Below are 12,670 nucleotides of genomic sequence, written 5' to 3'. Positions count from 1 at the left end.
TTTTCCCGTTAAGTCTCTCTAGCAAGCTGCCAACCCTCACAGAGGTCATGCAATTTTAACCAGCCCCGCCACAGTACCTGGATACCAATGGGAGTTTTATGTCGATGTTCTAAGTAACCCCCTAAACGAGCGATCGCTTCCACAGCCCAACTAACTGTTAATATCTTGGGTAGTTTAGGTGATTTAGCTTTCAAAATGCGAAGCTGAAGGGGATTGAGGATAACAATTGCGTCGGCGTTTGGCTGGGTACGGTGTAGATAAGTCAACTGCAAAAGCTCAACAGCAATCACACGTAAAGATTCCAATTAAGGTTTTCATCCCATCAGCAGCAAGTCTGTATCTTTCTACCTGACACCCTGACTTGAAAATTTTATGATACTCTTCCACTCGCCAATGGTAAGAATACCAATTTAAAATCGTAGAAGCCATCTGGATATCTGCGACAACTTCCGTGGTTAGCAACATCCATTCTACAGGGGTTTCACATAAAGGAGAATCAACTTCTGTGGCATAAATAGCATACACAAGTAGAGGATCGCGATTGTCAAAACGGTAGGGAATACGAAGATTAACGGGACAAAATCTTACAGCCAGATTTGCTTTGCGGGCAGAACGCTTGCTCGTATCTGGGAGTTTGATTTCCTGTTCAAAACCGATAGATTGAGCTTCCAGCTTTGACCACAGACGTTCACTATTTTGATCTAAACTACGGTTGTGAGCCGCACGTACCAAAACTCCCGTATGCTGAAGTTGACGAACTTTATCAAAAACTTCTGTGATATCACCTTCTCTATCAAAGACATGAATCACGCGGGTGGACTTGCTAACTTCGTTTTCTACAGTGGTAAGTGCTTCTACCCATCTGTAAAATTCTTTTTGCTCAAAGGGGCGTTTTCTGGCTTCTTTACGGGCTGCTGCTTGCCGTTGTTTCTTCTGTGTCGGAGTTTCACTTTTGGTAGCTTCTGTTTTGGCTCTCGATTCCAAAGTTTTTGCCATAACAGACCAAGGGACTGACCTTTTTCAGGTTCTATAGCTAAAGCGCTGTGTAATATTAAACCGTTACCTCCCTTACCAATCGGCGTTGGCGTTCGCGGAGCGTCTCGTAGAGAAGCCTACCGTAGGTAATCGCCCAACTCACAAGTCGCAAAATTTTTCTCCCACCAGTCCAACATGATTTGTCGCCTCTGATACCACGCTTGGGTTATTTTGCTGTAAACCTTGTACCTTGCCCTAAATCCTTTTTGAGCAAGCTTTTCAAGACTTAACGGGAAAAGTCAGAATTTTTGACTGAGTTTTTTAGTATTTAAAACCAATAAAATGTAGATGTTTTTAGATTAAAATCTAAAAATAACTTATTTTTAATATTAAATTAAACTATCAATAAATAGGAGTTTGATTTAATATTTAGTTAACTGAAATTTAATTTTAAAATAATTGACTTTTAAGAGTTTAAATGCATCCATTTTAAAAATTTTTTATTAGTTTTATTTTTCCTTTTAACTACAGAAGTCACATAAGTGTATTAATATATAGTCAAGACACAAGATTTTTATAAACAGGAACTTGCGTTATATGTTTTATAAAACAATCACAGATAATCAGACTACTACTATTAACACTAGTACCCAACAAGATATTGATAATAACATCCTGAAACCAATGGTTGAAGCGACTCAGGGACTGGGTAATTGTTTCAATCCAACAAGCAGTAAAGTTGCTGAGAAAATATTGTTTATAGGCGATAGATCTAACTGGAGTGACTTAGCGAATCAATTTATTCAGGAGGTATTTTCAGATGTTGAAACTATTTTTTGGAATCGAGGTGAAGCTTATCCTTCTAAACTTGAATTATGGGAAGGAGACCGAATATTTTCTTTTAAATCCGACCTTATTTTGCCAAACTATGTTTTAAAAAAATCACAAAAATCTGCTATTAATTTTCACCCGGCACCGCCAAAATACAGAGGAATAGGTGGTTATAATTATGCCCTTTATAACGGTGAATCTATGTTTGGAGTCACATGCCACCACATGGTAGAACAAGTTGATTTTGGGAGAATAATTAAAGTACTTTATTTTCCCATTTTAAATTCAGAGAAGGCTTCTTATTTAAAACTTAGAGCAGGAGCTTTCTGTTTAACATTAATGTATGAAATTATTATCCAGTATATTTTAGGAAAAAATAATTTACCAGAATCCCAAGAAACATGGGGAGAAAAACTATACACTTACAAAAGCCTGGAAAAGTTTATTAATCAATTCAGAAGCAAAAAATTATGGCATCACTGCATCTTGTAGAGTAATCACTCAGAAGTTAAAAAGTTAGCAAAATGAAGGATTAGTCCATTATGAGTAAACTATGGGCGGGAAGATTTGAGAAAGAAATTAGTCCATCTGTTTTAGATTACACGCAAACAATTGAGGTGGATACTCGGCTTATAGAAGTTGATCTTTGGGGAAGTATAGCCCACGTAATAATGTTATGTCATCAAAATATAATATCCCAAGAATACGGACAAGACATACTTCAATGCTTATTAGAAATACTTGAAGATGCACAGCAGGGAAAAGTTCATCTTGATAAAGAATTAGAAGACGTTCATCTTAATTTAGAAAGCCGGGTAATTTCTAAACTGGGAATGAATATTGGGGGTAGGATGCACACAGCCCGCTCCCGCAATGATCAAGTTGTCACAGATACTCGGTTATATCTACGGACGGCTCTGTTGAATATTCAACAGGAACTTTTAAAGTTCATAGAAGAACTCATTTGTTTGGCAAAAATACACACTGAAACAGTAATTACTGGTTACACTCATAGTCAACCAGCCCAGCCAATCAGCTTGGCTTACTGGCTGACAGCCTACGCTAGTATGTTCAATAGAGATATATGGCGATTGAGACAGGCATTTGAAAATACTAATCAAAACCCTTTAGGAGCTTGTGCCTTAGCAGGTACTTCTTTTCCAATTGACAGGAAAATAACGACACAATTACTAGGATTTAATAGTCTACTTTTGCATGGGCTTGATGCAACAAGCTCACGGGATTTCATCACCGAAAGTTTGGCCGCTTTTGGAATAACGATGAGCAATATTTCAAAAATGGCTGAAGAGATTGTTCTATGGAACAGTTTTGAATTCGGTTTGATAGAAGTTGATGACGCATTTGCTACTGGTAGCTCCATTATGCCTCAGAAGAAGAATCCAGTTGTTGCCGAGCTAGCAAGGGCAAGAACAGGAAGGGTATATGGAGCACTTATGCATGTTTTGACTATAGTTAAAAGCGTTACAACTGGTTACAGTTGTGATTTACAAGAGGATAAGCCCTTTTTATGGCAGGCCATAGATGACACGTATTCCACTATATCTATCATGTGTCAGCAGGTGCAGACATTAAAATTTAATACTCACAGATCTCTAGAAATGTGTTGGGCAAACTTCTCGACAGCGACTGAATTAGCAAATTATTTGGTTGTAGAAAGAAATATGCCTTTTCGAGAAGCTCATAAGATTGTTGGTGCAATTGTAAACCAATTAATAAAATCTAATAAAAACCTAAATGATGTAGATTATATTGCTCAATTGTTAGATAATTCAGGAAGCAATATAGAACTGAATTTGTTGCAAGACCTTCTTGATCCTATAAAAGCAATATCTAGACAGAAAAGCCAAGGAGGAACAGCACCTGAAAGTGTGCAAGAAATTGTAGATATTTTAAATAATGATTTTGTTAATCATCAAGATTTTTTGAGCAAACAGCACCAAAAGATTGATCGTTCTTTTGATAAGACTTTGCAGATTACAAAGCAGTTTATCAGCAAAGGAGATATTCATACTACGTTTGAGCAGATTATGGAAAGTTTATATTAGTGGAGTAATTTATGAAAATTGTTCTTGCATATTCTGGCGGCTTAGATACTTCTGTAGCTTTAAAATGGCTCCAAGATAAGTATTCAGCTGAGGTTATCGCATTCTGTGCAAATATTGGTCAGTTTGAGCCATTAGACACGATAGGATCTAAAGCTAAACAAATAGGTGCATCTAAAGTATATATAGAAGATTTGAGAGAAGAATATCTTCGTGAGTATGTTTTTAAAGCACTCAAAGCTAATGTAGTATACGAGGGTCAGTATCTATTAGCTGCTCCTCTAGGACGCCCTTTAATTGCTAAGCGATTAGTTGAGATAGCCCAACAAGAAAAAGCCAACGCTGTTGCTCATGGTGCAACGGGTAAAGGCAATGATCAAGTCAGATTTTATTGCAGTATTGCTGCCCTGAATCCCGATCTACAAATTATCGCACCAGTTATAGAATGGGAAATGAAGTCCCGTGATGATGAAATTGAGTACGCCAGAACACACAACATTGAGATTGCTGTGTCTGCTGCAAAACCATATAGTATAGACACGAATATTTGGGGAACTAGTATAGAGTGTGGAGTTCTTGACAATATTAAGTTGCCTCCACCAAATGAAGTTTATCAAATTACCACCTCACCATTGTTAGCTCCAGATGAACCACATGATGTTTGTATAGGCTTCGAGCAAGGTATTCCGGTTTCGCTTGATGGTAAGGTTATACCTCCGATACAATTAGTATCGGAGTTGAATACGCTTGGCTCAAAACATGGGGTAGGAAGGATAGATATATTAGAAAATAGAGTTGTAGGGATAAAAACTCGAGGAATTTATGAGAGTCCAGCAGGCGCAATCCTTCATTTTGCACACAAAGAACTAGAAAACTTGGTGCTTGATAGGGATCTCTTACATTACAAGGCACAAGTAGCTCAGCAATACTCAGAATTGGTCTATTACGGTCTTTGGTTTTCTCCACTTAGAGAAGCTTTAGATGTTTTCGTAGGCTATACTCAGTCCCGTGTTAATGGGTATATAACACTGAGATTATATAAAGGAAATCTCATCGTCTTAAGTCGAGATTCCGAATATGCAATGTATGATCATTCACTTTCCACATATGATGTTGAAGACCAATTTGATCATAAGGCAGGACATGGATTTTCTTATATTTGGTCAATGCCATTAAGAGTCAAATCAAAAACAGATTTGAGATGGGATCTATCAAGAGTTAATCAGTAAAAATTGAGGTTTTTAATTGAGAGGCAAGAAAAGTTTTAGTTGAGATACTCAGCCAATACCTAATAGTGAAAAAATTAGCCCAGACAACGTTGGCGAAAGGGTTAAAAATATTTCTAAAGGCGTGTTGCAACTCTTAAGGGTAACGACAAGTTAAGGATGTTTTCATTATATCAAATAGGTTATGGGGCAATTGGCACAGCAAAAACAGGCTTTTTAAGAATTTTCGAGTCAAAAAGCAATTTTATTTTTGTGACCCTTTCATAGCAAAACTTTTAAGCGTTACGTGGGAATTGTGTCAAATTCGCTAATTTTACCCTAAAGGGGATTTTTTCTGCACACACCACGGTTTAATCCCCCAGCAATACGGTATACCATGATTTCTCCACCACAGAAGTATCGGCACACCCAGGGCATCATTCTACTCGTTGCTACAACATTAATATGGGGCACAACTTTTCCAGTTATCAAGGATGTTGTCAGTAGCCTCTCGCCAGCTTCGCTAATTGCAATTCGGTTTGCAGTGGCAGCACTAGTTTTTGTCCCCTTTGCTGGAAGACCAAATGCACGCTTAGTGCGCGACGGAGTACTTCTTGGATTTGTATTCTTTACTTCCTTGACCAGTCAAACGATTGGGATGGAAACGATCTCTGCAAATCGGGCGGGATTTATTATCGGTCTAAACGTGATCTTAGTGCCGTTGTTCGGACCACTGCTGGGGCAACGGGTACCTGTAAGGGCTTTCTTCTCGGCTGGGCTTGCTCTTATTGGCATTGGAGTAATGTCCTGGGAAGGCGGAGCACTTGGCATCGGTGACCTATGGATGTTCGTATGCGCCCTAAGTTATGCAATCTATATACTCCTGCTCGATGCGGTCACGTCACGCCATCCACCCATGCCACTCACTGCTATTCAACTAATTACTGTAGCACTGCTGGGGGGATGCTGGGCAGCCCCTGAAGTCCGAGAACAATTTGAAGCTATCAGTGGAAACTTCAATGCACTCCTATATCTTGGTCTGATTGGTACCGCTGCTACCACATGGACTCAGGCAGTAGCGCAGCGCTGGGTCACAGCCCACGAGACAGCTGTACTCTACGCACTTGAGCCAGTGTTCGCAGCGATATTCTCGTTTTTGCTGCTTGGCGAAACCCTTGGGGTACGAGGGTGGTTTGGAGGGGGACTGGTGCTAACTGGAATGATCATGAGCCAGATCCGTACCTGACAATTCCTCCAGATAGATATAGTTCATCAATGATATATAACCAGTAGTTACACTTATTTAGGATTTCGTTGAATAGGCATCATCGTGGTCGGGTAGCGCGATTATAGCGATATAGTCCTGCTACCCGACCACGGTGATGCCGACCTCTCTGAGGTGATGTCGGCTAAAGGTAGTTAGACGATTCAGCATTGACTACTGTATTCAAGTTTAAGAGAATACCGTTGGACTGGGTAAAGCTATTGCCTTGGAGTAATTCTGTATAGAGAATATTGGCATAACCATGATTACCAGCAAAATTACACTGTCCAGGCTGGAATAGATCGTTCCAGTTGGCATAGACATCCAGGGTAGCGCTCATCATAGCCTAAAGCTTCACTAGTATGAATAGAGACGATCCGAGTTGCATCACTTGGATCTAAGCGATCGCTTGCTGCTTTGCCTTTTCAGAGGCACTTTAGATTATTCACCTGCGCTTTTGTAGCCCCTTATTTGGCTTCATCAATTCAAAATTAGATATAAAATAGGAAATCACAATACTGAATTCATAGCAGCGATATGGCGCGAATCTTATACTATGCACAGCGTTCACCTTACGCTCGTAAAGTGAGAATTGTCCTGGCAGAGAAGCAGCTACCTTACGAACCCAAAGAAACAGACATTAACAATAAATCTCCAGAATTCTTGCGTTTATCTCCCATCGGGAAAGTTCCGGTATTGGTGGATGAAAATGACCTCGTTCGTTTTTTGGGATTCAACGCTGATTGTGGAGTATCTAGACGAGACTTATCCTCAGCCAAGTTTTTATCCAGGCTCGCGCATTGAGCGTTTGTGCTGCCGCCAGGGGGAAGAGTTAGCAGACAGTTTGATAGATAATGTTGTGGGATTGTGGTACGAAACCCGTAAAGGAAATCAAGCTGATTTTGCCACCCAAGCTAAATATCAGTCCAGCATTAATCGCCTTTTAGGTGTTTTTGAGCAAAAGTTGACTAACTCAGCTTACCTATTAAATGAAACTCTGAGTGCTGTTGATGTTGCAGCTATATCAGGGTTGGGTTACTACAGCCTCAGATTTGGCAATAATTGGCAGCAAGAGTATCCTAAATTGAGCCAATGGTTTAAGGTATTGCATCAACAGAAGTCGGTTTACTCTACCATGCCAAAAGCATAAAGCAATTTAGCTGACTTTAATCACTTGAGTTTTTGGAAGACCTCGTAGCTATCATATTCACCTATTCAATAGAAAGGGTAACTAATGATGACCGCTCTGGCTCACCTTCAGCTTACTTGTTTACTTGGACTGAATTGTAACTAATCATTGGCGAACATAATTTTGAGAGTAACTTAAAAATTGAGGCACAAATCCTTAATGTAAATATTCATATAGATTAAGCCTTTGCAAAAAACAAAGGAAAAATTATTACTTTTTTGAAAGTAGCTTCAAAAAAATGAAACAATTATTTTCTTTAATTATTGGTTTAACTTTCACAAGTCTATTACCATCTCAAGGATTCTTAAAAGAAACTAGCTACAAACTCAACTCTATCGATAATCAAGCTCAAATCCCTGCTATACCTCAGTTTTATTCTCCATCAAACTTTTCTGAAGGTCTAGCACGAATACAAATTGATCAGAAATGGGGCTATATCGATAAAACAGGTAAATTCCCTATTCCTCCTCAGTTTGAGGGTGCTACAGATTTTGCTCAAGGATTAGCACGAGTCTGGGTGAATCAAAAGTGGGGTTATATTGATAAAACGGGTAAATTCGCTATTCCACCACAATTTGATTACGCAGCTAACTTTTCCGAAGGGCTGGCTCTGGTTAGCATTGAGAATCAAGCTAGCTACATCGATAAAACAGGTAAGCGTGTTCTCCAGCCAAAGTTAACTGCCTTTACTAATTTCAGCCCACAAAAAGCAGATGCGGCCAACTTTTATGAAGGATTAGCACGAATAAAAATTGCTGACAAGTCTGGCTACATCGATAAAAAAGGTAATATTGTCATTCAACCACAGTTTGATGTTGCTGAAGCTTTTTCTTCTGGAAGAGCATGGGTGCAAATCAAAGGTTCTGGGCGTGGTAAATATGGTTATATCGATAAAACAGGTAAGTTTGTCATTAGGTTCGACCAGCAGCAACTATACGGTGCTTCTAAATTTTCGCAAGGGTTAGCTGTAGTTGGCTCTAATAGTAAGCTAGGCTACATAGACACCACAGGCAGGTTTGTGATTAAACCAAAATTCGATTATGCCTTTAACTTCTCCGAAGGAATGGCATGGATTGGTGTTGCTCAGAAGTCTGGCTATGTTGACAAAACAGGTAAAATTGTCATCAAGCCCCAGTTTACTAGTGCAACAGATTTTTCTGAAGGATTAGCATCGGTTAACATCGGCAATAAATGGGGCTACATCGACAAAACAGGTAAAGTACTTGTTTCACCACAGTTCGATTATGCTGCTAAATTTTCCGGATCTTTAGCGCTAGTGAGCATTGGTAACAAATGTGGTTATATCGACAAAACTGGAAAAATGACGCTTCAACTACACTCTAGTTTGGCTCCTAAGATCAGTGAGGGAGCTTGGTGTAGAGTCCAATGGTAGTAGGAAGCGGCGTTGTTGCATGAATAGGGAAAAATGGTAAATTTTACTTATTCCTTCCTACCTCTACTAATCCCCTCCTAGTTTCTTAGTTGGACTATGAAGACGAAAGCCAAAACTAACTACAGAGTCCGTAACTGGCAGGAATATGATGCGGCGCTCAAGCAGCGAGGGAGTCTGGCTTTCTGGGTGAGTGAAGAAGTAATCGAACAATGGCGCAACGAAAAGAAAACAGGACGGAAAGGAGCCTCCAATTATTACAGTGACGTGGCGATAGCTACGATGGGAACTGTACAATCGGTATTTCACTTAGCAGGGCGGCAGACTCTTATGATTTCTGGAATCACTGTTTATCTTGATGGGAATTGAGTTGAAGGTGCCAGATCACTCCACCCTATGCCGTCGTTTGAGCAATTTATCGGTGGAACTGCCCGTAATCCCAAAGGATGAGGCAATCCATGTTGTAGTGGATTCAACTGGGGTAAAAGTGTATGGTGAAGGAGAATGGAAAGTTCGCACACATGGGGTAGGTAAACGACGGACGTGGCGGAAGTTGCATCTGGGAGTTGATCAAGGAAGCGGAGAGATTTTGGCTGCGGTGGTGACTACTAATGATGTAGCTGATTGCGAGGTACTACCCGACCAGGGCAAACGCATCTAAATTTTGACAAAGTGGTACAAAGAAAGTATCAGGTTGGTCAAATGAGGTATTTTGCAAGACTATCAGAAGTCGCTGATGGGGCTTTGTATCGGTTGAGTGAAGGCGAAACGAACAACTTCAGGAGTATACGCTGCGATCGCTCAACCATGATATTCTCATTTTCAAAGTCAAACAAAGCCACAGCCTGTGAAACTCAAGCCCAAAATCACAATTGCTGATCATTTTTTGGAAATAGAAGACCCACGAATAGATCGCACCCTGCGACACAAGTTAATCGATATCATAACCATTACTGTATGTGCAGTAGTTTGTGGAGCGGATGGTTGGGTGGCAATAGAGACATATGGGTGTGCCAAATATGAATGGTTAAAAACATTTTTAGAACTCCCAAATGGCATTCCATCTCATGATACATTTGCACGAGTATTTGCTTAAAATTTACCCTCAGCAGTTTCAGGAATGTTTTCTTAATTGGATGAAATCAGTACAAAAGATAACATCAGGTGAAGTCGTTGCGCTTGATGGAAAAACCTTACGTGGTTCTTATGATAAAAGTAATGATCAAAGTGCAATCCAAATGGGAGTGCGATTCGTTACTTAGTGAATCACGGTAATCAGTCCGTACATAACTAAGTCAGCCCGACAGCAGATTACTGTCACAAAAGGCTGAACTCTCGGTCAGATGGTGCGATTCGTTGATTAGTGAATCACGGTATCCAGTCCGTACATAACTAATCCAGCCCGTCAGCAGATTACTGACATTAAAGGCTGAACTCTCGGATTGATGCAGGTGCAAGTCCTGTCATTCAGACTCAGAATTGACTCCTTATCTGCCCACACTGACCAGACTCGGTATCTGGAGGGTGAAGCTGGGAACAGGGCACAATCAGACAGCCGTTGCGGGCTGACACTGGTGCTAACAGGGAGTTCCTACGGTGAAACAGAGCCTAGAAAAGCAACCTACCGAGTGGCAAGGGCGCAACACAAAAAATCCCTGACCTCATTGGAGTAAAATCCCGCCAAATATCAATCTGAATAATGGCAAGAGTCCGGGGAATCCAATGGTTGAAGTGGCTACACCTAACGGAACAATCAATCAATCCGAGGGAACGAATAAAAACGAATTGTGGGTCTAGGGGCAATCGAACCCCAAGTAGCCCAGACGAGCGGAGGAATCCCCACAGTTCGGGTAGGACAGACCGTAATTGGTCTGAGGTGTTCAGAATACACTACCTAGAGAAGAGTATGGTTAGACACAGTTACAAAACTAGTGAATCATGGGTAGCACTACCCTGGAAGAAATTCCGGCGTAACCTATTCCGCCTTCAAAAGCGCGTGTACAAAGCTGTTCAAGTTGGAGACAAACGGAAAGCTAGGTCACTCCAAAAGCTCATTCTAAAATCAACCTCGGCTCGATTTCTTGCAATAAGACAAGTATCACAGCTAAACGCTGGTAAAAAGACGGCTGGTATTGATGGTAAGAAATCCCTCTCATTTGAAGAACGCTTCAATCTTGAAGAACTACTGAGAATGAATAGCGGAAATTGGAAACATCGAGGCTTACGGGAAATCCCCATCCCCAAGAAGGACGGGACTACCAGAATGCTTAAGATACCCACCATCGCAGATAGAGCTTGGCAATGCCTCGCAAAATACGCACTCGAACCAGCACATGAAGCCACATTCCATGCCCGGAGTTATGGGTTTAGAACTGGGCGCTCTGCCCACGATGCACAACAGTACATCTTTGATAACCTCAAATCCCGATGCAACGGAATAGAAAAACGAGTTATAGAACTCGATATTGAAAAGTGCTTCGACCGGATTAACCACTCAGCAATAATGGATGAACTCATTGCCCCCAAAGGCTTAAAAATCGGTATCTTCCGATGCCTCAAGGCAGGAGTTAACCCAGAATTCCCCGAACAGGGCACACCGCAAGGGGGAGTGGTTAGTCCACTATTAGCTAACATCGCATTGAACGGGATTGAGAGTATTCACCAATACAAATCCCACGGAAACATCACAGAACCATCAATCCGTTACGCGGATGATATGGTCATTGTACTCCGTCCCAAAGATAATGCGTCAGAGATACTTAAAAGAATCAGCGAGTTCCTCCGTAAACGCGGAATGAATGTAAGCCAAAAGAAAACCAAAGTTACCGCCGCGACAGATGGGTTTGATTTCCTCGGCTGGAACTTCAAAGTCCAGAAAAACGGGAAACTCAGAAGAACTCCCTCAACGGACAACTTCAAAGCATTCCGTAAGAAAGTAAAACACATCGTCAACAACTCGAATTATGGTGCTAAGGTCAAAGCCGAAAAGCTAGCCCCCTTAGTTAGAGGTTGGAGGAATTACCACAAGTTCTGCAAAATGGACGGGTCAAGGTTCTCACTTTGGTTCCTAAATCACAGAGCGTACACGGTATTCAACAGGGAGACAAAGAATGACCGCTACTCAAGTAGAAAACTTGTAGACAAGGCATTCCCAACAGTTTCCCACTCCGAAAATAATCACGTCATGGTCAAAGGAACAAAATCCCCTTATGACGGTGATATAGCATACTGGAGCGAACGTAAAAGTAAGCTCTACGACGGTGAAACCTCTAAAGCTCTTAAGAAGCAAAACCATAGATGTGCTTCCTGTGGTCTGAAATTTATCGACGAGGAACGGGTACACCTGCATCACATCGATGGAAACCATGCCAACTGGAAGAAAAATAATCTAGAAGCAATTCATGAGAGTTGTCATGATTACAAACACATGAGCAAAAGCGCAAGCTAAGAACATCGGGAGCCGTGTACACGGAAACGGTGCGCCGTGGTACGCACTGATTGAATTGCCAACTAAGTTGGCTGGAGTTCAGGGTAATTGACTCCAAGGCGAACAACTAACCTAAACCCGAAAGGGCGAGGGGACAAGAGCCTGTTCGTAAAGCGGAAAGTAACAGAAAACGTGTATGTTACGGTTCCGCAACGCCTGAACGATATGGCTAAAACTAAACTGTTTAAACCCTAATATCCTGCGGTGGAAGTGCACATCCTTCGGTATCACGTTTGTACACCGATGTTATTGGTAGCCATTAATTC

9 protein-coding genes and 3 pseudogenes are annotated in these 12,670 nt (G+C 41.0%); 10 read left to right on the top strand and 2 right to left on the bottom strand.

All coding sequences use genetic code 11. The features are described 5' to 3' along the window. Positions 1-8 precede the first annotated feature (8 nt). Positions 9-1,079: pseudogene (locus F8R90_RS13085) on the bottom strand (IS4 family transposase); the annotation flags it as partial. A gap of 493 nt (positions 1,080-1,572) precedes the next feature. Here F8R90_RS13085 and F8R90_RS13080 point away from each other — a divergent pair. From F8R90_RS13080 to F8R90_RS13065, 4 genes are all read left to right on the top strand, one after another. Then, positions 1,573-2,298 (top strand): formyltransferase family protein, encoded by a 726-nt coding sequence (locus F8R90_RS13080; RefSeq protein WP_196511100.1) that lies wholly within the window; start codon positions 1,573-1,575, stop codon positions 2,296-2,298. Between the two features lie 50 nt (positions 2,299-2,348). Continuing rightward, positions 2,349-3,872: an argininosuccinate lyase gene (gene argH, locus F8R90_RS13075; protein WP_196511099.1), complete on the top strand. Its 1,524-nt coding sequence runs from the start codon at positions 2,349-2,351 to the stop codon at positions 3,870-3,872. An 11-nt stretch (positions 3,873-3,883) separates the two neighbouring features. Beyond that, positions 3,884-5,098: an argininosuccinate synthase gene (locus F8R90_RS13070; RefSeq protein ID WP_196511098.1), complete on the top strand. Its 1,215-nt coding sequence runs from the start codon at positions 3,884-3,886 to the stop codon at positions 5,096-5,098. Positions 5,099-5,471: 373 nt separating this feature from the next. Beyond that, complete coding sequence (locus F8R90_RS13065) at positions 5,472-6,320, top strand: DMT family transporter (RefSeq protein ID WP_190901674.1); 849 nt, start codon at positions 5,472-5,474, stop codon at positions 6,318-6,320. A 163-nt stretch (positions 6,321-6,483) separates the two neighbouring features. On the opposite strand, the gene F8R90_RS13060 is transcribed toward F8R90_RS13065, so the two are convergent. Further along, on the bottom strand, positions 6,484-6,681 hold the full coding sequence (locus F8R90_RS13060; RefSeq protein WP_196511097.1) for a hypothetical protein: 198 nt from the start codon (positions 6,679-6,681) through the stop codon (positions 6,484-6,486). 194 nt (positions 6,682-6,875) lie between these two features. Between F8R90_RS13060 and F8R90_RS32845 the strand changes: the two genes are divergently transcribed. From F8R90_RS32845 to F8R90_RS13030, 6 genes and pseudogenes are all read left to right on the top strand, one after another. Continuing rightward, the gene (locus tag F8R90_RS32845; RefSeq protein WP_230966291.1) at positions 6,876-7,142 is read left to right on the top strand and encodes a glutathione S-transferase family protein; all 267 of its coding nucleotides are present in this window, start codon (positions 6,876-6,878) and stop codon (positions 7,140-7,142) included. Beyond that, positions 7,048-7,488, top strand: a complete 441-nt coding sequence (locus F8R90_RS13055) for a glutathione S-transferase family protein (RefSeq protein WP_230966290.1) — start codon at positions 7,048-7,050, stop codon at positions 7,486-7,488. Before F8R90_RS32845 ends, F8R90_RS13055 begins: the two co-directional genes overlap by 95 nt. Positions 7,489-7,765: 277 nt before the next feature. Then, entirely contained in the window at positions 7,766-8,920 is a 1,155-nt protein-coding gene (locus F8R90_RS13050) for a WG repeat-containing protein (RefSeq protein ID WP_196511096.1), read from the top strand. Positions 8,921-9,016: 96 nt separating this feature from the next. After that, positions 9,017-9,560: pseudogene (locus F8R90_RS32840) on the top strand (IS5 family transposase); the annotation flags it as partial. 204 nt (positions 9,561-9,764) lie between these two features. After that, positions 9,765-10,158 (top strand): annotated as a pseudogene (locus F8R90_RS13035) (ISAs1 family transposase); the annotation flags it as partial. 665 nt (positions 10,159-10,823) lie between these two features. Then, positions 10,824-12,365, top strand: coding sequence for a group II intron reverse transcriptase/maturase (locus F8R90_RS13030; RefSeq protein WP_196511093.1), 1,542 nt, complete (start codon positions 10,824-10,826; stop codon positions 12,363-12,365). The last annotated feature ends 305 nt before the right edge of the window (positions 12,366-12,670 follow it).

It is taken from the genome of Nostoc sp. NZL (assembly GCF_015714705.1).
In the GTDB taxonomy this organism is placed as follows: Bacteria; Cyanobacteriota; Cyanobacteriia; order Cyanobacteriales; family Nostocaceae; genus Nostoc; species Nostoc foliaceum_A.
Note: the sequence above shows the minus strand (reverse complement) of the source record. Positions and strands in the feature narration are given on the sequence as shown.